The 21,498-nt window shown below is 67.1% G+C and carries 19 protein-coding genes; 11 read left to right on the top strand and 8 right to left on the bottom strand.

Annotated elements, in window-relative coordinates:
* Positions 1 to 26: 26 nt before the first annotated feature.
* The gene (locus QXZ94_RS29420; protein ID WP_172110104.1) at positions 27 to 575 is read right to left on the bottom strand and encodes a c-type cytochrome; all 549 of its coding nucleotides are present in this window, start codon (positions 573 to 575) and stop codon (positions 27 to 29) included.
* 241 nt (positions 576 to 816) lie between these two features.
* Here QXZ94_RS29420 and QXZ94_RS29415 point away from each other — a divergent pair, with 241 nt between their 5' ends.
* Both QXZ94_RS29415 and QXZ94_RS29410 read left to right on the top strand, forming a co-directional pair.
* Positions 817 to 1,557 (top strand): 3-deoxy-manno-octulosonate cytidylyltransferase, encoded by a 741-nt coding sequence (locus QXZ94_RS29415; RefSeq protein ID WP_172110105.1) that lies wholly within the window; start codon positions 817 to 819, stop codon positions 1,555 to 1,557.
* Between the two features lie 21 nt (positions 1,558 to 1,578).
* Positions 1,579 to 2,442 carry a prephenate dehydratase gene (locus tag QXZ94_RS29410; RefSeq protein WP_315724324.1) on the top strand — a complete coding sequence of 288 codons (864 nt, stop codon included), beginning with the start codon at positions 1,579 to 1,581 and terminating at the stop codon, positions 2,440 to 2,442.
* Positions 2,443 to 2,569: 127 nt separating this feature from the next.
* On the opposite strand, the gene QXZ94_RS29405 is transcribed toward QXZ94_RS29410, so the two are convergent.
* Positions 2,570 to 3,460, bottom strand: a complete 891-nt coding sequence (locus QXZ94_RS29405) for a LysR family transcriptional regulator (RefSeq protein WP_315724322.1) — start codon at positions 3,458 to 3,460, stop codon at positions 2,570 to 2,572.
* Between the two features lie 120 nt (positions 3,461 to 3,580).
* Here QXZ94_RS29405 and QXZ94_RS29400 point away from each other — a divergent pair, with 120 nt between their 5' ends.
* On the top strand, positions 3,581 to 4,240 hold the full coding sequence (locus QXZ94_RS29400; RefSeq protein ID WP_315724319.1) for an SDR family oxidoreductase: 660 nt from the start codon (positions 3,581 to 3,583) through the stop codon (positions 4,238 to 4,240).
* Between the two features lie 165 nt (positions 4,241 to 4,405).
* Here the strand turns inward: QXZ94_RS29400 and QXZ94_RS29395 are convergent, their stop codons facing one another.
* Positions 4,406 to 5,425: an LLM class flavin-dependent oxidoreductase gene (locus QXZ94_RS29395; protein ID WP_315724317.1), complete on the bottom strand. Its 1,020-nt coding sequence runs from the start codon at positions 5,423 to 5,425 to the stop codon at positions 4,406 to 4,408.
* 373 nt (positions 5,426 to 5,798) lie between these two features.
* On the opposite strand from QXZ94_RS29395, the gene metF reads away from it, so the two are divergent.
* The 5 genes from metF to QXZ94_RS29370 all read left to right on the top strand — a co-directional run bounded on the left by metF (position 5,799) and on the right by QXZ94_RS29370 (position 13,763).
* The gene (gene metF / locus QXZ94_RS29390) at positions 5,799 to 6,716 is read left to right on the top strand and encodes a methylenetetrahydrofolate reductase [NAD(P)H] (protein WP_315724315.1); all 918 of its coding nucleotides are present in this window, start codon (positions 5,799 to 5,801) and stop codon (positions 6,714 to 6,716) included.
* Complete coding sequence (metH, locus tag QXZ94_RS29385) at positions 6,716 to 10,579, top strand: methionine synthase (RefSeq protein WP_315724313.1); 3,864 nt, start codon at positions 6,716 to 6,718, stop codon at positions 10,577 to 10,579. Before metF ends, metH begins: the two co-directional genes overlap by 1 nt.
* A gap of 318 nt (positions 10,580 to 10,897) precedes the next feature.
* Positions 10,898 to 12,031, top strand: a complete 1,134-nt coding sequence (locus tag QXZ94_RS29380) for an ABC transporter permease (protein WP_315724311.1) — start codon at positions 10,898 to 10,900, stop codon at positions 12,029 to 12,031.
* A complete protein-coding gene (locus QXZ94_RS29375) occupies positions 12,028 to 12,747 on the top strand; it encodes an ABC transporter ATP-binding protein (RefSeq protein ID WP_315724309.1) in 720 nt (239 codons plus the stop codon). The genes QXZ94_RS29380 and QXZ94_RS29375 overlap by 4 nt, the downstream gene beginning before the upstream one ends.
* Positions 12,744 to 13,763 carry an HlyD family secretion protein gene (locus QXZ94_RS29370; protein ID WP_315724307.1) on the top strand — a complete coding sequence of 340 codons (1,020 nt, stop codon included), beginning with the start codon at positions 12,744 to 12,746 and terminating at the stop codon, positions 13,761 to 13,763. The genes QXZ94_RS29375 and QXZ94_RS29370 overlap by 4 nt, the downstream gene beginning before the upstream one ends.
* 69 nt (positions 13,764 to 13,832) lie before the next feature.
* Here QXZ94_RS29370 and QXZ94_RS29365 read toward each other — a convergent pair whose 3' ends face one another.
* On the bottom strand, positions 13,833 to 15,872 hold the full coding sequence (locus QXZ94_RS29365; protein WP_315724305.1) for an NAD(+) synthase: 2,040 nt from the start codon (positions 15,870 to 15,872) through the stop codon (positions 13,833 to 13,835).
* Between the two features lie 180 nt (positions 15,873 to 16,052).
* Here QXZ94_RS29365 and QXZ94_RS29360 point away from each other — a divergent pair, with 180 nt between their 5' ends.
* Complete coding sequence (locus QXZ94_RS29360; protein WP_315724303.1) at positions 16,053 to 16,907, top strand: NAD-dependent epimerase/dehydratase family protein; 855 nt, start codon at positions 16,053 to 16,055, stop codon at positions 16,905 to 16,907.
* A 14-nt stretch (positions 16,908 to 16,921) separates the two neighbouring features.
* Here the strand turns inward: QXZ94_RS29360 and QXZ94_RS29355 are convergent, their stop codons facing one another.
* Positions 16,922 to 17,584 carry a TetR/AcrR family transcriptional regulator gene (locus tag QXZ94_RS29355; RefSeq protein ID WP_315724301.1) on the bottom strand — a complete coding sequence of 221 codons (663 nt, stop codon included), beginning with the start codon at positions 17,582 to 17,584 and terminating at the stop codon, positions 16,922 to 16,924.
* Positions 17,585 to 17,725: 141 nt separating this feature from the next.
* Here QXZ94_RS29355 and QXZ94_RS29350 point away from each other — a divergent pair, with 141 nt between their 5' ends.
* A complete protein-coding gene (locus QXZ94_RS29350; protein ID WP_315724299.1) occupies positions 17,726 to 18,622 on the top strand; it encodes an SDR family NAD(P)-dependent oxidoreductase in 897 nt (298 codons plus the stop codon).
* Between the two features lie 117 nt (positions 18,623 to 18,739).
* Positions 18,740 to 19,219, top strand: a complete 480-nt coding sequence (locus tag QXZ94_RS29345) for a hypothetical protein (RefSeq protein WP_315724296.1) — start codon at positions 18,740 to 18,742, stop codon at positions 19,217 to 19,219.
* 95 nt (positions 19,220 to 19,314) lie between these two features.
* Here QXZ94_RS29345 and QXZ94_RS29340 read toward each other — a convergent pair whose 3' ends face one another.
* From QXZ94_RS29340 to QXZ94_RS29330, 3 genes are all read right to left on the bottom strand, one after another.
* Positions 19,315 to 19,941: a hypothetical protein gene (locus QXZ94_RS29340; RefSeq protein ID WP_315726603.1), complete on the bottom strand. Its 627-nt coding sequence runs from the start codon at positions 19,939 to 19,941 to the stop codon at positions 19,315 to 19,317.
* 184 nt (positions 19,942 to 20,125) lie between these two features.
* Positions 20,126 to 20,392 carry a hypothetical protein gene (locus tag QXZ94_RS29335; RefSeq protein ID WP_315724294.1) on the bottom strand — a complete coding sequence of 89 codons (267 nt, stop codon included), beginning with the start codon at positions 20,390 to 20,392 and terminating at the stop codon, positions 20,126 to 20,128.
* 87 nt (positions 20,393 to 20,479) lie between these two features.
* Positions 20,480 to 21,445 (bottom strand): nitronate monooxygenase, encoded by a 966-nt coding sequence (locus QXZ94_RS29330; protein ID WP_315724292.1) that lies wholly within the window; start codon positions 21,443 to 21,445, stop codon positions 20,480 to 20,482.
* Positions 21,446 to 21,498 lie beyond the last annotated feature (53 nt).

The following is a 21,498-nucleotide window of genomic DNA, read 5'->3' as shown; positions in this document are numbered from 1 at the left end:
TGTGCAATGCGAGATTAAGTCGCGGGTTACTTGGCTGCGGTCGGCAGCGGCGCCGGGCTGTCGGCCAGCGAGTTCAGATAGGCCAGCACGTCGGCACGCTCCGAGTCCTTCTGGATGCCGGCGAAGCCCATCGCGGTGCCCGGGATGTAGCCCTTGGGATTGGCGATGAACTGGTTCAGCGCATCGATCGTCCAAGTGCCGCCCTTGGCCTTGATCGCCGCGGAGAAATTGAAGCCGCGGCCTTCGCCGATGTGGTCGCCGACGATGCCATAGAGGTTGGGACCGACGCCATTCTTGCCGCCCTTGTCGAAGGTGTGGCAGGCGGCGCACTTCTTGGCGGCGGCAGCGCCCTTCTCGACCGACGCGGTCTGCAACAGCTTCTCGATCGGCTCGGCGGCAGCCGGCGCAGCGGCACCCTTGGCCGCGCCCTCGGCTTCCTTCACGGCGATCTCGAAGCCCGGCTTCTCCGGCATTTTCGGCGCGAACAGCGCGCTGGCGGAAAAGCTCGTCACCAGCACGACCAGGCAGGCGGCCAGAACGGCGCCGAGGATTTTGTTCAGTTCGAAGGAGTCCATTTTGGAATCAGGCTCCGAGGGCGGATTTCATGGCTTGGAGGCCGCGGGGCCGCGGCCGTGAATCGCCCCAGGATTTCGTGAAGGCATCGAGCGGAATCGAGCCGTCGCGCCTCCCCCTGCGGCAGAAGTGAGATATCGGTTTGCCCGTGCTCTGGCAACCCGTATAAGCGGGCCGTTTTTGCTGTCCCCCATCAAGTCCCGGACGCGCTGTTGCGACCGGCTCCGAGCTATCGTTCCCCGGATGACCCGCTCCAAGATCCTCGTGCTGATCCCGGCCCGCATGGCCTCGACCCGCCTGCCCGGCAAGCCGCTGCTCGACATCGCCGGCGTGCCGATGATCGTGCAGGTGCTGCGCCGTGCCCAGGAGGCGGCGATCGGCCGCGTGGCCGTGGCCACCGATACGCCGGAGATCGCCGCGGCCGTGACGGCTGCGGGCGGCGAGGTGGTCATGACCAAGCCCGATCATCCCTCCGGATCCGACCGCATCTACGAGGCGATGTGCAAGCTCGACCCGGCCGGCGAGGCCGAGATCGTGGTCAACCTGCAGGGCGACTTTCCGACCATCGATCCCCAGAGCATCAGTGACGTGCTGCCGCCGCTTGCGGACCCCGCCGTCGACATCGCCACCTTGGCGGCCGAAATCCACACCGAGGAAGAGAGCCTGAACCCCAACGTGGTCAAGGCCGTCGGCTCGCCGCTGTCCGGGCGTCGCATGCGCGCGCTGTATTTCACACGGGCCACGGCGCCGCATGGCGACGGACCGCGCTACCATCACATCGGCCTCTACGCCTACCGCCGCGCGGCGCTGGAGCGCTTCGTCAGCCTGCCCCCGTCGCCGCTGGAGCAGCAGGAGAAGCTGGAACAGCTCCGCGCGCTGGAGGCCGGCATGCGCATCGACGTGATGGTTGTCGATGCCGTCCCGCGCGGCGTCGACACGCCGGCCGATCTCGAAACCGCGCGCCGGCTGCTGTCACAGACCTAAGCTGCTGCTACAAGGCCCCTCATGAGCAAGATCTTGAAAATCGCATTCCAGGGCGAGCCGGGAGCCAATTCCCACATCGCCATCTCCGAGGCCTATCCGACCGCCGAGGCCATGCCCTGCCCGACCTTCGAGGACGCGTTGGCCGCGATTTCCTCCGGCGAGGCCGATCTCGGCATGATCCCGATCGAGAACTCGGTGGCCGGTCGCGTCGCCGACATCCACCATCTGCTGCCGGGCTCCGGCCTGTACATCATCGGCGAGTGGTTCCTGCCGATCCGCCACCAGCTGATGGCCCTCAAAGGCACCAAGCTCGCCGACATCAAGACCGTCGAGAGCCACGTCCACGCGCTCGGCCAGTGCCGCCGCATCATCCGCCAGCTCGGCGTCCGCCCGATCGTCGCCGGCGACACCGCCGGTAGCGCGCGCGACGTGTCGCAGCGGGGCGACAAGAGCGTTGCCGCGATCGCCTCACGGCTTGCCGCTGACATCTATGGCCTCGACATCCTCGCCGAGGACATCGAGGACGAGGCCCACAACACCACCCGCTTCGTCGTGCTGGCGCGCGAGCCGCAATGGGCCGAGCAGAACTCCGGGCCGCTGGTGACGAGCTTCGTGTTCCGCGTCCGCAACCTGCCGGCGGCGCTGTATAAGGCGCTCGGCGGCTTCGCGACCAACGGCGTCAACATGACCAAGCTCGAAAGCTACATGGTCGACGGCAATTTCTTCGCCACGCAATTCTACGCCGATGTCGACGGCCATCCGGAGGACAAGGGGCTCGCGTTCGCGCTGGAGGAGCTGAAGTTCTTCTCGCGCGAGCTGCGCATCGTCGGCGTCTATCCGGCCCATCCGTTCCGGGCGACGTTCAGCGAGCGCCTTGAAGGCTAGGCTGTTTGGCCGTCATTCCGGGATGGTCCGAAGGACCAGACCCGGAATCTCGAGCTTCGGACTTCACCTCGAGATTCCGGGCTCGAGGCCTGCGGCCTCGCCCCGGAATGACGCCGAATTCGGCCTCCTACCCTTCGACATAGGCGGCGAGCTCGGCTGACGTTCCCGTCGGGAAGGCATCCTTGAGGTGATCGAGAAACGCCGACACGCGGGCGCTCAACAGCCGGCGCGACGGATACAGCGTCCATAGCGCGACCGGCGGCGCGTCGAGATCGGCCCAATGCACGAGACGCCCGGCCGCGATATCGTGGCTGGCGAGCGACAACGGCAGGCACGCCGCGCCCACACCGGCGCGAACGGCATCGCGCACCATGATCAGCGAGGTCAGCCGCAGGATCGGCTCGACGGAGGTCCGAGCCGGTCCTGCCGGCCCCGTCACGACCCAACTCGTGATCTGGTCACTGCTGCGAACGATGGCGCGCACGGGCGCTCCATCGTCGGGCCGGGGAAGCGCGGGGTGAGCGACCACGACCATCCGGTCGCGCAGGAAGATGCGCCCGACCAGGCTGTCGTCGGGAGCGGGGTTGACCCGGATCACCAGGTCGTAGCCCTCCTCGACCATGTCGACAGTCCGATCGTCCGTGGTCACGTCTAGGCGCACGTCCGGGTATCTCAGCGCAAAGGTCGCGGCGAGCTTACCCATCGCCATCTGCGAGAACAGCAGCGGTGCGCTGATGCGCAGGCGGCCGCGCGGCGTCTGGCCGCCTGATGCGATCGCGCCGACGGTCTCGTCGAGCTCGGTCAGCAGCGCGCCGGTGCGCTCGTACAGCGCCCGCCCCTCCTCGGTCAGCTTCAGCGCGCGTCCGCCGCGCTCAATCAGGCGGATGTCCAGGGCTGCCTCGAGCTCGGCGACCCGGCGCGACAACGTCGCCTTCGGCCGCCCACTGGCCCGCGCGGCCCGGCCGAAGCCGCCGTGCCGGGCGACGAGCGTGAAATCGGCAAGCGCGAGTAGATCCATCGTTCCACCAGTGAGACAAGCCGTCCAAGAATAGCGTCTGTTGGCTCAAATGTGGATCGCTATTTCCCAGTTCAGCTTTCGGACCGCCCACGCGGGTCCAATTCAGAACAGGAGACGACTATGACCACCGACGACAACAACGAGACCAGGCGCAACATCCTCGTGCTCGGCGCCACCGGCGGCACCGGACGGCTGATCGTCCGCGATGCGCTGGCGCGCGGCCATCACGTCAGCGCGCTGGTGCGCTCGCCCGAAAAGGCCGGTGATCTGCAAGGCGCGCAACTGATCGTGGGCGACGCCCGCGACGAAGCCACGCTGCGCAAGGCGCTGAAGGGACAGGATGCCGTCATCAGTTCGCTCGGCACGTCGCTCAGCCCGTTCAAGGAGGTCACGACGCTCTCGACATCGACGCGCGCGCTGGTCGAAGCGATGAAGGCGGAGGGCGTCGCGCGACTGGTCGCGATCACCGGGATCGGCGCCGGCGACAGCAAGGGACATGGCGGCTTCGTCTACGACCGCCTGATCCTGCCGCTGCTGCTTCGCAATGTCTACGCCGACAAGGACCGGCAGGAGGCGATCATCCGCGACAGCGGGCTCGATTGGGTGATCGTGCGCCCCGCGATGCTCAACGACAAGCCGGGTGGTCGGGCAGTGCGCGCGCTGACGGATCTCGCAGGCTTCCACGGCGGCACGATCGCGCGCGCCGATGTCGCGCGCTTCGTCGTGGACCAGGTGAGCGACGACACTTTCCTGCGCCGCTCGCCGCTGATCACATGGTGAGACCAAATATCCCGTCATTCCGGGGCAATCGTCCATGCGGTCACGCATGGCGATTGAACTCGGAATCCCGAGATGATGAAGAAGAACCGCAAGACAAGCTCTGGATTCCGGGTTCAAGGCCTGCGGCCTTGAACCCGGAATGACGTCGAGGGGATGGAAGAGTAGTTACGCCGCCGCCTGCCGCTCCAGTCCGAACGCTTCGGCGAGCAGGGTGTAGGAGCGCTTGCGGGCCTCGTGGTCGAAGATCGCGGTGATCACCATCAGCTCGTCGGCCTGGCTCGCCGCGATCATCGGATCGAGCTTGGCGCGCACCGTGGCCGGCGAGCCGACGAACAGCCGCGAGCGGTTGCGGGCGATCGAGGCACGATCCGAGTCTGTGTACGGATAGGCTGCCGCTTCCTCCGGGCTCGGCAGCGGCAGGAATTGGCCGCGGTCGCGTCGGAGGCGGTTGAGGTCCATCGACGAGGCCAACCGCTCGGCTTCAGCATCGGTTTCCGCCGTCACCACGGCGACCGCCAGGATCGCATGTGGCTGCGAGCGCCAGCGCGACGCGGTGAAATGAGCGCGATAGTTGGTCATCGCGTCGATCGCGTCGTGATTGGCGAAGTGATGCGCGAAGCCGAACCCCATGCCCATCTGCGCCGAGAGCTCGCTGGAATAGTCGCTGGAGCCGAGCAGCCAGATCGGCGGCAGCGGCGCATCGTCGGGCATCGCGATGACGTTGTTGTAGGGATGGCCGGCGGGAAACTCGCGCGTCTCCCATAGGGTCAGCTCGTGCAGCCGCTCGAGGAAATCGTCGCCTTCGCGGCGGTCGAGCCGGCTCCGCAACGCATAGGCCGTGGTGCCGTCGGTGCCGGGCGCGCGGCCCAGACCGAGATCGATGCGGCCTGGGAACAGCGCTTCCAGCATCTTGAAGCGCTCGGCCACCACCAGGGGCGCGTGATTGGGCAGCATCACGCCGCCGGAGCCGACGCGGATGTGCTTGGTGACGGCCGCGATCTGCCCGATCATGATGTCGGGCGACGGGCTCGCCACCGACACCAAGCTGTGATGCTCGGCGAGCCAGTAGCGGACATAGCCGAGCTGGTCGACATGGCGCGCCAGGTCGATGCTGTTGCGCAACGCCACCGAGGCCGGCGTGGCCGTCGTCGTGACGGAGAGGTCGAGGACTGAAATCGGGATCATGGCTTCAACCTAGTGGCTGCGCGCCGGCCCACAATGGCCGAGCTGCGTCGGTGACCTGCCGGAAACGCAGGGATCAAGGCTCGCTCCGGGTTGGGACGAACAAGTTGTATACAGCCATCGAGTGACCATGTCCCACTCGCTGATGTCGCGACAACCCGCCAATCCAAGCTTTTCAAGACTGATTCTGCTCCACTTTATCTGCCCACCACTCGATCCACAAATCCCGCAAAAACGACCATCACTCAAGCGATTGTGGGCCAAATCCCATTTCTGGTGGGCTGTCGCTGGCTGCTCACTTCCCTTATCTTGGCTCATCCAGCGGGCTATCCGCTCTCAAGTTGAAATTTACGCGCCATCGGGAACCTGCGCCGCCATGACCGACCTCGCCACCGCCATCACTGACGGACATTCCGCGATCATCCGGCCCAAGATCTCGTTCGAGTTCTTCCCGCCGAAGACCGAGGAGATGGAGCGGACGCTGTGGACCTCGATCGAGCGCCTGGCGCCGCTGGAGCCCAGCTTCGTCTCGGTCACCTATGGCGCTGGCGGCTCGACGCGCGAGCGCACCCACGCCACCATTGCGCGCATCCTGAAAGAGACCGCGTTGCTGCCGGCGGCGCATCTCACCTGCGTCGGGGCCTCCCGCGGGGAGATCGACGAGGTCGTCGACCGCTATCACGAGGTCGGCGTCCGCCACATCGTCGCACTGCGCGGCGATCCGCCCGGCGGCATCGGCACGCCCTACCAGGCCCATGCCGAGGGTTATCAGAGCTCGCCCGATCTGGTCGCCGGCATCAAGAAGCGCCACCCGGATATCGAGGTCTCGGTCTCGGCCTATCCGGAGAAGCATCCGGAGAGCCGCGACTTCGACGCCGACATCGATATGCTGAAAGCGAAGGTCGATGCCGGCGCAACCCGCGCGATCACCCAGGTGTTCTTCGACAACGACGTCTACTTCCGCTACCTCGACCGCGTCCGCGCCCGCGGCATCGACATTCCGATCGTGCCCGGCATCATGCCGATGCACAATTTCAAGCAGGCGCGCGGCTTCGTGACCCGCAACGGCACCAGCGTGCCGGAGTGGCTGGCCGAGAAGTTCGAGGGTCTCGACGATGATCCGGAGACCCGCAAGCTGATTGCGGCGACCGTCGCCGCCGGCCAGGTGCACAAGCTCGCCAAGCATGGCGTCGACACCTTCCATTTCTACACCATGAACCGCGCCGACCTCGTGTTCGCGATCAGCCATCTGCTTGGCATCCGTCCGAAGTCCGCCAACAAGGCTGCTGCCTGATGTCCGCCCCTGTTTCCAACGCGCGTACCGCCTTCCTCGCTGCAGCACGCCAGCGCATCCTGATTCTCGACGGCGCCATGGGCACGATGATCCAGGCGCTGCAGTTCGACGAGGCCGCGTTTCGCAGCGAGCGCTTCAAGGATTTTCACCGCGACCTCCGCGGCAACAACGACCTGCTGATCCTGACGCAGCCCGACGCGATCGAGGACATTCACGCGCAATATCTGCGCGCGGGCGCCGACATCGTCGCCACCAATACCTTCTCGGCGACGTCGATCGCGCAGGCCGATTACGATCTCTCCGACATCATCTACGAGCTCAACCGCGAGGGCGCCCGTCTGGCGCGCAGTGCCGCGACCCGTGTCGCCGCCGAGGACGGCAAACAGCGTTTCGTCGCCGGCGCGATGGGCCCGACCAACCGCACCGCCTCGATCTCGCCTGACGTCTCCAACCCCGGCTACCGCGCCGTCACCTTCGACGATCTGCGCATCGCCTATGGCGAGCAGGCGCGCGGACTGCTGGACGGCGGCGCCGACATCCTGCTGGTCGAGACCATCTTCGACACGCTCAACGCCAAGGCGGCGCTGTATGCCATCGCGGAGCTGTGCGAGGAGCGCGGCATCGACGTGCCCGTGATGATCTCCGGCACCATCACCGACAAGTCCGGCCGCCTGCTGTCGGGTCAGATGCCGGAGGCGTTCTGGAATTCGGTGCGTCACGCCAAGCCGCTGACCATCGGCTTCAACTGCGCGCTCGGAGCGGAAGACCTGCGCGCCCATGTCGCCGACATCGGCCGCGTCGCCGACACGCTGGTCTGCGCCTATCCGAATGCCGGCCTGCCCAACGAGTTCGGCCAGTATGACGAGACGCCGGCCTACATGGCGCGGCTGATCGGCGAGTTCGCTGCGTCCGGCCTCGTCAACATCGTCGGCGGCTGCTGCGGCACCACCCCGGACCATATCGCCGCGATCACCGCCGCCGTCGCCCCGCACAAGCCGCGCGTCGTCCCTGACATCGCGCCGCGGCTGCGGCTGTCGGGCCTGGAGCCGTTCGAGCTGACGCCCGCCATCCCCTTCGTCAATGTCGGCGAGCGCACCAACGTCACCGGCTCGGCCAAATTCCGCAAGCTGATCACCGCGGGCGACTACACCGCAGCTTTGCAGGTCGCGCGCGACCAGGTCGAGAACGGCGCCCAGGTCATCGACGTCAACATGGACGAGGGCCTGCTCGATTCGGAAGCCGCGATGCGGACCTTCCTCAACCTCGTCGCCGCCGAGCCGGATATCGCCCGCGTCCCTGTCATGGTCGACTCCTCGAAATTCCACGTCATCGAGGCCGGCTTGAAATGCGTGCAAGGCAAGCCGGTGGTGAACTCGATCTCGCTGAAGGAAGGCGAGGAGAAGTTCATCCACGAGGCGAAGATCGCGCGCCGCCATGGCGCGGCCGTCGTCGTCATGGCGTTCGACGAAACGGGTCAGGCCGACACCTATCAGCGCAAGACCGAGATCTGCGCCCGCGCCTACAAGATCCTGGTCGAGACGATCGGCTTCCCGCCCGAAGACATCATCTTCGATCCCAACATCTTTGCGATCGCCACCGGGCTGGAAGAGCACAACAACTACGGCGTCGACTTCATCGAGGCGACGCGCTGGATCCGCCAGAACCTGCCGCATGCTCATATTTCCGGCGGCGTCTCCAACCTGTCGTTCTCGTTCCGCGGCAATGAGCCGGTGCGCGAGGCGATGCACTCGGTGTTCCTGTATCACGCCATCAAGGCGGGCATGGACATGGGCATCGTCAATGCCGGCCAGATGATCGTCTATGACGACATCGATCCCGAGCTGCGCCAGGTGTGCGAGGACGTCGTCCTCAATCGCGATCCCGGCGCGTCCGAGCGGCTGCTGGCGCTGGCGGAGAAATTCCGCGGCCAGGGCAAGCAGACCAAGGAGGCCGATCTCGCCTGGCGCGAATGGCCGGTCGACAAGCGGCTGTCCCACGCGCTGGTGCACGGGATCACCGAGTTCATCGAGAAGGATACGGAAGACGCGCGCGCCAAGTCGAGCCGGCCGCTCGACGTCATCGAAGGCCCGCTGATGGCGGGCATGAACGTCGTCGGCGATCTGTTCGGCGACGGCAAGATGTTCCTGCCGCAGGTCGTGAAGTCGGCGCGCGTCATGAAGCAGGCGGTCGCCTATCTGATGCCGTTCATGGAGGCCGAGAAGGCCGCCAACAAGGGCCGCGCCAACGAACGCTCCAATGCCGGCAAGATCGTGCTCGCCACCGTGAAGGGCGACGTCCACGACATCGGCAAGAACATCGTCGGCATCGTGCTCCAGTGCAACAATTTCGAGGTCATCGACCTCGGCGTGATGGTGCCGGCCGCCAAGATCATCGAGACCGCGAAGGCAGAGAATGCCGACATCATCGGCCTGTCCGGCCTGATCACGCCATCGCTCGACGAGATGGCGTATCTGGCGTCGGAGATGGAGCGCCAGGGCCTGAACGTGCCGCTGCTGATCGGCGGTGCCACCACCAGCCGCGTCCATACCGCCGTGAAGATCGACCCGAACTACCAGGGCGGCCCGGTGGTGCATGTCAACGACGCCAGCCGCGCCGTCGGCGTGGCCTCCTCGCTGCTGTCGGCGGAGCGCAAGGACGCCTATGCGGCCGAGATCCGCACCGAGTATCAGAAGATCGCGGCAGCGCATCTGCGCGGCCAGGCCGACAAGAAGCGGCTGTCGCTCAAGGACGCCCGCGCGAACGCGCCGAAGATCGATTTCGCCAAGGCCAAGCCGGTGAAGCCGACCTTCCTCGGCACCAAGACTTTTGTGGACTACGACCTCGCCGAGCTCGTGCCCTATATCGACTGGACGCCGTTCTTCCAGACCTGGGAGCTGGCCGGCCGCTTCCCGGCGATCCTCGACGATGCCAAGGTCGGCGAGGCCGCGCGGGCGCTGTACGACGACGCGCAGAAGATGCTGAAGCAGATCGTCGACGAGAAGTGGTTTTCGGCGCGCGCCGCGATCGGCTTCTGGCCGGCGAACGCTGTCGGCGACGACATCGTGCTGTATGCCGATGACAACCGCAGCAAGGCGATCGCGACGCTGCACACGCTGCGCCAGCAGCTCGAAAAGCGCGAGGGCCGCTTCAACACCGCGCTGTCCGACTTCGTCGCGCCCGCGGGCTCCGGCGTGCCGGACTATGTCGGCGGCTTCGTCGTGACGACGGGGCTCGGCGAGGATGCGGTCGCCGATCGCTTCAAGAACGCCAATGACGACTATTCCTCGATCCTGGTCAAGGCGCTGGCCGACCGCCTCGCCGAAGCCTTTGCCGAACGCCTGCACGCCCGCGTGCGCCGCGAGTTCTGGGCCTACGCCCCGGACGAGACGGTCTCCCCCGACGATCTGATCCTGGAGAAGTACCAGGGCATCCGCCCCGCGCCAGGCTATCCGGCACAGCCCGATCACACCGAGAAGGCGACCTTGTTCGAGCTGCTGGATGCCGAGACAAACGCCGGCGTCCGGCTCACCGAGAGCTTTGCGATGTGGCCGGGCTCGTCGGTCTCGGGCCTCTACTTCGCCTCGCCGGAGAGCTTCTATTTCGGCGTCGGCAAGATCGAGCGCGACCAGGTCGAGGACTACGCCGCACGCAAGGGCATGACGGTGGCCGAGGTCGAGCGCTGGCTGGCGCCGATCCTGAACTACATCCCGGCGCGAGGTGGACAGCCGACCGAGACGCCCCGCCCGGTCGCCTCGCCCGCCCCCGCCAACGATGCGGCCCCTGCCGAGCTGGCCAGCCATCCCGTCGGCTGCACCTGCGCGGTTCACCTGGCGTGGCGCAAGAAGGCGGTGGGCGCGAAGTAGCCCACAGTCCCGCGTCACCCACCACCGTCGTCCCGGCGAACGCCGGGACCCATACCGCGTGATGTATCGGTAGCGCGCGGTGGCGGATACCGAGTGCATCATTGCTCCCTGTGGTTATGGGTCCCGGCGTTCGCCGGGACGACACCGGTTGTGACGCACCTTGGTCGGCTTACTTGCCGTTCGGCAATGCCCCCCGTGTCCCCGGCGCCACGACCGCCTCGAATGACAAAGCGCCACAGCTGATCGCCCCCGATCCGGCGTGGACATCGCCGCTATAACCGGCTGAAATGCCCCGGGGGCGCCGGGTGGTTTTGGTTCATGTCGTTGCAGTTCAGGCTTGCGTCGCGAAACCTGTTCCATGACAGGCTGCGCTTCGTCGCGACCGTCATCGGCATCATCTTCTCGATCGTGCTGGTGACCGTGCAGATGGGCCTCTATGTCGGCTTTCGCCGCATGGTGACGACGATGATCGACCATGCCCCGGCGCAGCTGTGGATCATGCCGGTCGGCACCAAATGCTTCGAGGATCCCTCGCTGCTCGACGAGCGGCAGCGGTTCCGGGCGCTCGCGGTTCCCGGCGTCGCCGAGGCGACGCCGCTGGTCATCGGCTATGCACAATGGCGGCTGCCGCAGGGCACGACGACGCCCGTCTTCGTGGTCGGCTCGGAGCTGCGCGGGCTCGGCCTGCATCCCTGGAACGTGGTCGAGGGCCGGCTCGACGACCTCTCGGTGCCCGGCGCGGTCGCGGTCGATCAGACCTATTTCGAACGTCTCGGCATCTCCGGCGTGGAGCAGACCGCGGAGCTGCGCGACCGCAAGGTGCAGGTGATGGCGGTGAGCAAGGGCATCCGCTCGTTCACGACCACGCCTTACGTGTTCACCGATGTCGAGCGCGCGCGCAGCTACACGGGCACGACGCCGAGCAAGGCGTCCTATCTGCTGGTGCGGCTGGCGCCCGATGCCGATCTCTGGAAGACCCAGCAGGCGCTGCGCGACAGTCTCGGCAATGTCGAGGTGTTGACCGCAGCCGAGTTTCGCAACCGCAGCCGTTCGTTCTGGCTGTTCGGCACTGGCGCAGGCGCGGCGTTGTTCGCCGGCGCGCTGTTAGGCGTGATCGTCGGCACCGTGATCGTGGCGCAGACGCTCTATTCCAGCACCAAGGACCACATCAACGAATTCGCTACGCTGCGCGCGATCGGCTCGTCGAGCCGCTACATCTACACGGTCATCATCTGGCAGGCGCTGCTCAGCGCCATCGTCGGCTTCGCGGGGGCCGCCGGCATCGGCAAGATCGTCGCGGCGGCGACGGCGGAATCAGCCCTGCCGGTAATCATGACGCCGTTGCTGACCGTGGCGCTGTTCCTGCTGACGGTGACGATGTGCGTCGGCTCGGCGATTGCTGCGATCGTCAAGGTGATGCGCATCGATCCGGCCATGGTGTTCTCGCGATGACCGACGTCGTGCTCGCGGCCACCGATCTTGTGCATCACCTCGGCCAGGGCGCCGGCCGGGTGCAGGCGCTGAAGGGCGTGAGCCTGGCGTTGAAGGGCGGCGAGCTGGTGCTGCTGATGGGGCCGTCCGGCAGCGGCAAGACCACGCTGCTGTCGATCCTGGGCTGCCTGATGACGCCGGACGCCGGCACGGTGCATGTCGGCGGCCAGGCCGTCGCCGGGCTCGATGCGGAGGCGCTGGCAAAACTCCGGCGCGAGCGCATCGGCTTCATCTTCCAGTCCTATCATTTGTTCCCGACGCTCAACGCCGAGGACAATGTCCGCCTCGCGCTCGACGTGCGCGGCGAGCGCGCGCGGGTCGCGAAGCAGGCGTCGCGCGAGGTGCTGGCCACCGTCGGTCTCGGCCACAAGCGCAAATCGCTGCCGCGCGAGATGTCCGGCGGTGAGCAGCAGCGCGTCGCGATCGCCCGCGCCATTGTCGGCAAGACCCAGGTCATTCTCGCCGACGAGCCCACCGGCGCGCTCGACACCGCCAACGGCCAGGCGATCATGACGCTGCTCGCCGATATCGCCAAGGATCCATCGCGCGCGGTGCTGGTGGTGACGCACGATCCGCGCATCCTGCCTTTCGCCAGCCGCGTCGTTCATATCGAGGACGGCCGCATCATCAGCGAGGAGGCTGTGACAGAATCGATGAAGAAGGTCTCGAACGCATGAACAAGCCCGGCCGAGCTCATCAGGCTGTCGCGCTGCTGCTGGCGGCATCCACGGCGTTCGCGGTCGCGCCGCGCTGGATCACGCTGGAGGCGCGCGCCGCGAACGCCCAGGAGGAACGCTGGCTCGCGGTCGCTCCCGGCCGCGTCGAGCCGGCCTCCGGCCTGATCAAGCTCGGCGCCCCCGTGGTCGGCGCGATCCAGGAGGTGCTGGTGAAACCCGGTGATACCGTGTTCGCCGGCCAGGCGCTGGTGCGGCTCGCTGATGCCGAGGCGCGCGCGCAGCTCGCCAGCGCCGAGGCGCAGGCTGCGATGCGCAAGCGCGTGCGCAACAAGGAAACGACGCCGTCGGGAGCCGGCCCGCGGCGCCGCGCCGAGGATGGCGTGGCCGATGCGCAGGCAGCTTTGTTCGATGCCCGCGTTGCACTCGACAAGGCGGTGGCCGAGCGGCGCGCCGGGCGCGGCGCCGATGCCGAGGTCGAGAGCGCGCGCACGCAGCTGACGACTGCGCAGGCCAAGCTGGATCAGCAGACCGAGGAGCTGCGCAAGGTCACCGCCGATGCGCCGCTGCCGATCAGCGCCGAGGGCCAGCTCAACGTCGCGCGCAGCGAGCTGCAGGCGGCACGCGCCGGCTTGGAGAAGCTCACCCTCCGCGCGCCGCTCGACGGCACCGTTCTGCAGGTGAATGCGCGCGCCGGCGAGATCGCCTCGCCGCAATCGACGCCGCCGCTGGTGCTGCTCGGCGACATGTCCTCGCTGCGGGTCCGCGCCGAGCTCGATCAGCGCGATCTCGACAAGATCAAGCCCGGCCAGCAGGCCGTGGTCCGCTCCGACGCCTTTCGCGGCCGCGACGTCGCTGGCAAGGTCGCGGCGGTCGCGCCGCTGGTCGAAAGCAGCCGCGCCGCCGCGCTCAGCCAGCGCAACATGACCGATGTCGACGTCGTCGAGGTGCTGGTCGATCTCGCAGAGCCCGGCCCGTTCGCGGTCGGCATGAAGGTGGACGTGTACTTCAAGCCGTGACGGCGTGCCCGATCGGATTGGCAACGACCGCGCGCTTGGCACAGGCCGGGATCAATCTGCTCCTTGCGCTCATTTCGGGACGTTGTGCTCGAGATCCTCCAGCCACGCCACGGCATTGCCGTCCGAGGGCGCGCGCCAGTCGCCGCGGGGGGAGAGCGCGCCGCCGGCGACCACCTTGGGGCCGTTGGGCATCGCCGAGCGCTTGAACTGGCTGAAGGCGAAGAAGCGCTTGAGAAAGACTTCCAGCCATTTCCTGATCTCACCGAGCGTGTAGGCGTTGCGCTTGTCATCGGGGAAATGCGGCGGCCAGGCGCCGACGCCGGCATCCTTCCAGGCGTGATGCGCCATGAAGGCGATCTTCGCCGGGCGCATGCCGTAGCGCAGCGTGTAGAACAGATTGAAGTCCTGCAGCTCATAGGGGCCGATCGCGGCCTGCGTGCTCTGCGGCGTCTCGCCCTCCTTTACCGGCACCAGCTCCGGCGAAATCTCCGCCGACAGCACCGCCTCGAGGGTGCGATCGACATCGGCCGAGAACTGATGCGAGGCGATGACCCAGCGGATGAGATGCTGGATCAAGGTCTTCGGCACGCCGGCGTTGACGTTGTAGTGCGCCATCTGATCGCCGACGCCATAGGTGCACCATCCGAGCGCCAGCTCCGAGAGATCGCCGGTGCCGAGCACGAGGCCGCCGCGATCGTTGGCGAGGCGGAACAGATAGTCGGTGCGCAGACCGGCCTGCACGTTCTCGAAGGTGACGTCGTAGACCTGCTCGCCGCGCCCGAAGGGATGGCCGATGTCCTTCAGCATCTGCGTGGCCGCGGGGCGGATGTCGAGCTCGGCGGCGCTGACCTCGAGCGACGACATCAGCGCATGCGCATAGGACTTGCTCTGCGCGCCCGTGGCAAAGCCGGGCATCGTGTAGGCGAGAATGTTGGTGCGGGGCAGGCCGAGCAGGTCCATCGCCTTGGCGGCGACGATCAGCGCATGCGTCGAATCGAGCCCGCCGGAGACACCGATCACGATGCGCTTGGTGCCGGTGGCGCGCAGCCGCTGCGTCAGGCCGGCGACCTGGATGTTGTAGGCCTCGTAGCAGTCCTGATCGAGCCGCGCAGGATCGCTCGGCACGAACGGGAAGCGCTCGATGCTGCGCATGAAGCCGATGTCGCCCTCGGCCGGCTGCAGCTCGAAGCCGATGCGGCGCCAATGCACGCCTGTGTCTTGCGCGCGCGCATTGTCGTCGAACGTGCCCATCAGCGCGCGCTCCTGGCGCAGCCGATCGAGATCAACGTCGGCGAAGATGGTCTGGCCGGTCTGGCGGAAGCGCTCGCTCTCGGCGAGCAGCACGCCGTTCTCGAAAATCGAGGTCTGGCCGTCCCAGGACAGATCGGTGGTGGATTCGCCGACACCGGCGGCGGCGTAGACATAGGCGGCGAGGCAGCGCGCCGAGGTCGACCGGCACAGCAGCGAACGGGATTCCGCGCGGCCGACGGTGATCGGGCTGCCCGAGAGATTGGCGAGCACGGTGGCGCCGGCGAGCGCGAGCTCGGAGGCCGGCGTGACGGGGATCCACATGTCCTCGCAGATCTCGACGCCGATCACGAGACCGGCGACGTCGGCGGCGGCGAACAGCAGATCGGTGCCGAACGGCGCCATGGTCTCGGCCACTTCGATCATCTCGCCACGGATGCCGGCACCGGAGGCGAAGTGGCGGCCTTCGTAGAACTCGCGATAGGTCGGCAGATAGCTCTTCGGAATGACGCCGAGCACCTCGCCGCGATGGATCACGACGGCGCAATTGTAGATGCGATGCCCGAAGCGCAGCGGCGCGCCGACGATCAGCACCGGCATCAGGTCATGCGAGGCTTCGACTAAGGTGAGCAGCCCGCGCTGGACGGCATCGAGCAGCGGATCCTGCTTGACGAGGTCCTCGATCGCGTACCCGGACAAACACAGCTCCGGAAACACCGCGACCGCGGCGTTCTGGTCGTGACAGGCGCGCGCCGCGGCCAGGATCGCCGCCGCATTGGCTGTCGGATTGGCGACGCTGGAGGCCGTGACGCAGGCGGCGACGCGGGCAAAGCCATGGCGGTAGATCGAATGGAAATTCATCGGGGCAGTCCATCTCCTGTCGTCTCACCATACGACATGTTCCATGACGGGAGCCATGACAAGCGCGGCAGGTCAGTACCACCGATCCTGCAGGCTGGGCCACCTTGCGGACACCAGGCATTTGATTTGCGCCGGCCGCCCGATGCCGGATAAGTCGGGCTCCGCCATTCGAGCAAACACATGAACCTGTTGGTCATCGGCTTCGGCTACTCCGCCCAGCGCTTCGTCGATCTCTACGGCAGCGGCTTCGCCCGCGTCACCGGTACGGTGCGCGGCGCCGACAAACGCGCGCAGCTCGCGCGCTACGAGCTAGACCTGTTCGACGGCACGGCGCCCACGGTCGCGGCACTGGCGGCGGCGGCCGAAGCGGATGTCGTGCTGATTTCGGCGCCGCCGGGGCCTGGTGACGATCCGGCGTTGACGCGGTTCGGTGATGCCGTCACCCATGGTCGCGCAAGACGCGTGGTCTATCTCTCCACGGTCGGCGTCTACGGCGACCACCAGGGCGCCTGGATCGACGAGGACACGCCGCTGGCGCCGGAGCATGATCGGGTGCAGGCGCGTGTCCGCGTCGAAGAGGACTGGCGGGGCCGGATCGGCGACCGGCTGGCGGTGCTCCGGCTCGGCGGCATCTACGGTCCCGGCCGCAACGCGCTGGTCGAGCTGCGCGCGGGCCGCGCCCGGCGCATCGTCAAGCCGGGCCAGGTGTTCAACCGTATCCATGTCGACGACATCGCCGGCGCCATCATGGGCGCGATCCGGCGCGAAGCCGGCGGTGCCTGGAACATCGTCGACGACGAGCCGGCGCCGCCCCAGGACGTCGTCGCCTATGCCGCCGGCCTGATGGGCATCGCTCCGCCGCCGGAGCAGCCGTTCGATCGTGTGGAGCTGTCGCCGATGGCGAAGAGCTTCTACGCCAGCAACCGGCGCATCCGAAACACCAGGGCCAAGCAGGACCTCGGCCTCGTGTTCGCCTACCCCACCTATCGTGCCGGGCTCGACGCACTGTGGGCGGCGGGCGAAGGGCGGAGCTGAGCGGCGACCCCGGTTCAGGGGACGGATCCGCAGGCCGCGCGCAGCCCGCGCCCGAATAGCCGCAACGCGCCCTCCTCGGGTCCGGCCTCGCCGGCGCGATCACGCCCCGTCAGTGAGCCGTCGATCCGGAGCATGGCGAGCCCATGCGCAAGTCCCCAGGCCGCCACCGCAGCCTGCTCGAGCGTCGCGGCTGGGATATCGGCACCAAGGAACTCTCCGAGAGCCAGACGCAGAGGCGCGAAGGTCGCCTGCTTCGCTGCGGAGACGTCGGGATGGGCGTGCCAATCGTTCACGCCGACGCCGAACATCAGCCGGTACAGCTGCGGCTGGGTGACGGCGAAACGGATGTAGTCGAGGCCGAGAGCGGTCACCCGGTCCTCGCCGGCCGGCCCGCGTGCCGCCGCCTCGTTCTGCGCCGCGGCCAGCGCAGCAAAGCCCGCCTCCGCGATGGTGGCGAGCAGATCCTCCTTGCCGGCGAAATGATTGTAGGGCGCAGACTGCGACACCCCGGCCGCTCGCGCCACCGCCCGGAACGAGAGCGCCTCCGCTCCCTCCTGCTCGAGCAGGTCGGTCGCGGCCGCAATCAGCGCCCGCTTCAAATCGCCGTGGTGATAGGACCGGCGCTGCGGCTGCCGCGGCGGCTTCGCAGGCGGGATTTCGGCAGGGGGCTCGGTCATCGAAAATCAATGTTGACAGTGATCATATTCAGCCTGATGATGTTAACACTGCTCATATCCAGACGAAGCCTGACCTGTCCAGACCAAAGCTATGGAGCCTGCATCATGACGGAAGCGACGACGTCTCCCATGGCGTCTCCCATGACTTCACGACGGCGGGCCCTAGCCGGCGCCGCCGGCGGGCTCGCGCTGGGCGCGATCGCCGGCGCTGCCGCGGTGGCACAGGCAAGCCAACGTCCTGCGCCGACCATCATCGCAGCTCCGAAGCGATTCGCCGGCAAGACCCTGCTGATCACAGGCGCCACGTCAGGCATCGGCCGCGCCGCTGCCGTCGCCTTCGCGCGCCAGGGCGCGGCCGTCGTGTTCTGCGGACGGCGCGAGGCGCTGGGACGCGAGCTCGAAGCCGAGCTCACGGCCCAGGGCGGCCGCGCGCGCTATGTCCGGGCCGACGTGCGCGTCGAAGCCGAGATGCGTGACCTGGTGGCGCAGACAATCGCGAGCTTCGGCAGCCTCGACATCGCGCTGAACAATGCCGGAATCACCATCGAGAAGCCGCTGCACGAATACGACGCGTCCGACTGGAACGACATCGTCGACACCAACCTGCGTGGCGTGTTCTTCGCGATGAAGCACGAGATCGCGGAAATGCAGGCACGCGGCGGCGGCACGATCCTCGTCATGTCGTCCTCGGTCGCACATCGCACGGCTGCGCGCCGGAGCATCTATACGGCGACCAAAGCGGGATTGATCGGGCTGATCAGGTCGGCGGCCCTCGACTACGCCGATGACAATATCCGCATCAACGCCATCCTGCCGGGGACCACCGACACCGCGCTGGTCCGCCGCGTCGCCGGCACCGAAGGCATGCCCGATGCGATGTGGCAGATCGCGGCGACGGAATGGGCCCGCGCCAAGATGCCCGGCCTCAAGCGCATGGCCTCGCCCAAGGAGATCGCCGAATTCACAGTCGCCATGGCCTCTCCCGAACTGACCTACATGACGGGCGCGGCGCTGAGCTCCGACGGCGGCAGCGGCTGAGATTTTGAAGGACGCCACGAAACCTTTCGCACCATCGGCGATTGCCACGAACAGAGATTGTCATGCGGGTTTGACGCGACTGCACGTCGTGCACCCCTCACGCAAAGGATGTTCGACATGCAAGGCGATCAACCCATCAGCTGGCTCATGTTCTTCACGCTCGCCGCGGCGATCATCATTGCCGCAGGCGCGTTCCTGGCGTTCCTGCGCTCGCGGCACAACCGTGAGATCGCGGCGGTCGCGCTCGAGGGCGATGGCCGCGGCCGAGCCATGGCGCCCTCCGGCGCGCTGCCGGAGCTCGGCGGCCTGTTCGTGCTCGCCTTGATCGTCAGCGGCCTTCTGGTGGCCGGTTATCAGAGCGGCGGCGCCACCCGCTTCGCTGGTGGCGACAAGCCGACGCCGATGCCATCTGCGCCGACCAACACCGACCGCGGTACGACGGTGGGCGCAGGCGCGGCGATCACTCCGCCGGAGGCGCCGACCATGACCCAGCCGGCGCGGCCCGGTCCGGACCTGCGATCCGCCCCGGCATCGTCGCCCACCGGTGCCGGCCCCGAGAGCGGCGGCCATCCGGAGGTCAATCCACCAGCCCGATAAAGAGCGCCTCCCTGGAAAGCACGAAGGCCGCGCAATGCGCGGCCTTTTCTCTCTATTCGCTGATGCGGACTATTCGCTGATACGGATCGCCCAGTTCAGATCGCGGCTGCGACCTTGTCGAGGCCGATGGTGCGGGCAAGCCGCCGGACTTCGTCCTTCTGGTCGTCGCGCAACTGCCAGAGCAGCGGCATGGCAGCCGATTTCAGCTGCTGCACTTCGTCCGAATCCGGATCGATCGTCACCGCGCCGGGCTTGGCAGCGCCCTGGCGGGCCGTATGAATCTTACGGGCCACGGCGCGCAGCGCGCTCTCGACCGCCGGCCAGTAATATTCCTGGCTCGACGACAGCCGCAGCCGCTCCTTGATGCCGGCGATCTGGGTGTCCGAGAGCAGCGAATAGGCCTTCTGCACCTCAGGCTTCAACGGTGCCGGAGCGGGCTCGCTACGGGCGAGGATCTTGGACTTCGGCACCGCCGGCTCGGCAGCAACGACCGCAGCGGCCGACGCCTTGGCCATCTCCGCTTCGGAGGGCGCATAGGCATAGGCCTGGCGCAGCGTCGTCTTGGTTGCGGAACCCTGCTGCTGCACCTCGGGAGCAGCAAGTGTGACCATGGCAAGGCGGTCACCCTTGGCATCACGATTGGAGGTCGGGCTCTTTGCAACAACGGGCGGCATCATCGCACCAGCCGACGGCACGCTGTCCCGCATCAGGATGCTGGTCACGGCGGCACCTGCGATCAAGACGCCAAGCAAAGCGGCAAAAGCGATCGACTTCGTCACGCAAATCTCCGTATCCCGGCGGAAACACCGCACTTTGCCGAAAAGTGGGAGTTAATTAAGGCTTTACAATGCCACAGAAACACGTGGGCCACCATTCCGCCCTGTGAACATGACGGATAATTTTTTCTCACGCCGCGGAACAGAGCTCAGCAGGTATCTGCAGGTCGTAGGCGGCCTGGATGTCCGCGACGATGTCGGAGGCCTCCCATAGCGCTGCCGGTTCCACCGAATGCAGGCTGATGGTCCAGTTCCCACCACGTGCGGTGCGCGGCACGCTCATGATGTCGAACTGGACGTTGCGGCAGAGCGGATGCCGCTGCAGGGCATGTCCGACCCGGATCCGGATCTCCTCGAGCGTCGCGCGCTCCTTGCCCTGCCCCCACTCGATGCCCATCGCGCAATTCCGCCAAGTTCGAACTCGGGCGGATTGTGGGACGGGATGGTTAATGGTGCCTTAAGGACACACCCGGTGTTTCTCTCATCATACCAAGGCACCGCGCACGGCACCCGCGCGGTCATACTCATCGGCGGTTCGCGCAACCAAGTCCGCGACGGACGGAACGTCCGACACGCCCGACGTGGCATGGCCTGCACTCCAGATATCCCGCCAGCGCTTCGGCCTGTTCTCGCGCGCACCGACATCTATGTCCGTGCCGATCTCGATCGCCCCGCGTGCCGGCAGCGCCTCCGGGTCGAGACCGGCGGCGATGATCGATGGCCTGAGCATGCTGGTCGGCAGGCCGGTGAAGGCGGAAGTCAGCAACACGTCGTCGGCGGAGCTTTCGACCAGCATCGCCTTGTAGCGGCCATCTGCCATGCTCTCCTGCGTGGCGATGAACCTGGTGCCCATATAAGCGAGATCGCAGCCCAACACCTCGGCGGCGCGCAGCGCCACGCCATCGCTGATGCCGCCGGCGAGCACGACCGGACCGGCGAAGAACGCCCTGACGGCACGCACGAAGGCAAACGGATTGAGCCAGCCGGTCTGGCCACCGGCACCGGCCGTGAGCAGCACGAGCCCGTCCGCACCAGCCTCCGCGGCACGCTCGGCGTGACGGATCGAGGCGACATCGGCGAACACCAGCGTCCCCGCATCATGCAACGGCGCGATCACCGGTGCCGGGGAGCCGACCGAGGTGATCACGAGTTCCGGCCGGTGCCGCAGCAGCACGGCGAGATCGTCCTGGAGCCGGACATTGGAGCGGTGCACGATCAGGTTCGGGCACACCGGCGCGGCGGCCTCACCGCTCGCATCGCTGGCACGAGCGAGCCTGGTTGCGATCTCGCCCAGCCAAGCTTCGAGCTCGCCGGCCGTGCGGCAATTCACCGTGGGAAACGAACCGATCACGCCGTTCGCACAGGCTGCGCTGACGAGATCGATTCCCGATACCAGGAACATCGGTGCTGCGATCAGCGGCAGACGCAGCCGCGCTCGCAGGCTGGTCATTGGACGTCCTTGCACCGCGCGCCTCCCAGAGCCTTTGCTTGACTCAGGGATAG

The organism is Bradyrhizobium sp. SZCCHNS2022 (assembly GCF_032377575.1).
Lineage (GTDB): Bacteria > Pseudomonadota > Alphaproteobacteria > Rhizobiales > Xanthobacteraceae > Bradyrhizobium > Bradyrhizobium aeschynomenes.
This window is presented reverse-complemented; position numbering and strand designations above follow the sequence as displayed.

Excerpts from the sequence above, each read along its gene's own strand:
- metH (WP_315724313.1), top strand. The coding sequence starts at position 6,716 with ATGTCCGCCCCTGTTTCCAACGCGCGTACCGCCTTCCTCGCTGCAGCA.
- QXZ94_RS29375 (WP_315724309.1), top strand. The coding sequence starts at position 12,028 with ATGACCGACGTCGTGCTCGCGGCCACCGATCTTGTGCATCACCTCGGC.
- QXZ94_RS29350 (WP_315724299.1), top strand. The coding sequence starts at position 17,726 with ATGACTTCACGACGGCGGGCCCTAGCCGGCGCCGCCGGCGGGCTCGCG.
- QXZ94_RS29330 (WP_315724292.1), bottom strand. The coding sequence starts at position 21,445 with ATGACCAGCCTGCGAGCGCGGCTGCGTCTGCCGCTGATCGCAGCACCG.
- QXZ94_RS29420 (WP_172110104.1), bottom strand. The coding sequence starts at position 575 with ATGGACTCCTTCGAACTGAACAAAATCCTCGGCGCCGTTCTGGCCGCC.
- QXZ94_RS29355 (WP_315724301.1), bottom strand. The coding sequence starts at position 17,584 with ATGACCGAGCCCCCTGCCGAAATCCCGCCTGCGAAGCCGCCGCGGCAG.
- QXZ94_RS29410 (WP_315724324.1), top strand. The coding sequence starts at position 1,579 with ATGAGCAAGATCTTGAAAATCGCATTCCAGGGCGAGCCGGGAGCCAAT.
- metF (WP_315724315.1), top strand. The coding sequence starts at position 5,799 with ATGACCGACCTCGCCACCGCCATCACTGACGGACATTCCGCGATCATC.
- QXZ94_RS29335 (WP_315724294.1), bottom strand. The coding sequence starts at position 20,392 with ATGGGCATCGAGTGGGGGCAGGGCAAGGAGCGCGCGACGCTCGAGGAG.
- QXZ94_RS29400 (WP_315724319.1), top strand. The coding sequence starts at position 3,581 with ATGACCACCGACGACAACAACGAGACCAGGCGCAACATCCTCGTGCTC.
- QXZ94_RS29360 (WP_315724303.1), top strand. The coding sequence starts at position 16,053 with ATGAACCTGTTGGTCATCGGCTTCGGCTACTCCGCCCAGCGCTTCGTC.
- QXZ94_RS29365 (WP_315724305.1), bottom strand. The coding sequence starts at position 15,872 with ATGAATTTCCATTCGATCTACCGCCATGGCTTTGCCCGCGTCGCCGCC.
- QXZ94_RS29405 (WP_315724322.1), bottom strand. The coding sequence starts at position 3,460 with ATGGATCTACTCGCGCTTGCCGATTTCACGCTCGTCGCCCGGCACGGC.
- QXZ94_RS29395 (WP_315724317.1), bottom strand. The coding sequence starts at position 5,425 with ATGATCCCGATTTCAGTCCTCGACCTCTCCGTCACGACGACGGCCACG.
- QXZ94_RS29345 (WP_315724296.1), top strand. The coding sequence starts at position 18,740 with ATGCAAGGCGATCAACCCATCAGCTGGCTCATGTTCTTCACGCTCGCC.
- QXZ94_RS29415 (WP_172110105.1), top strand. The coding sequence starts at position 817 with ATGACCCGCTCCAAGATCCTCGTGCTGATCCCGGCCCGCATGGCCTCG.
- QXZ94_RS29380 (WP_315724311.1), top strand. The coding sequence starts at position 10,898 with ATGTCGTTGCAGTTCAGGCTTGCGTCGCGAAACCTGTTCCATGACAGG.
- QXZ94_RS29370 (WP_315724307.1), top strand. The coding sequence starts at position 12,744 with ATGAACAAGCCCGGCCGAGCTCATCAGGCTGTCGCGCTGCTGCTGGCG.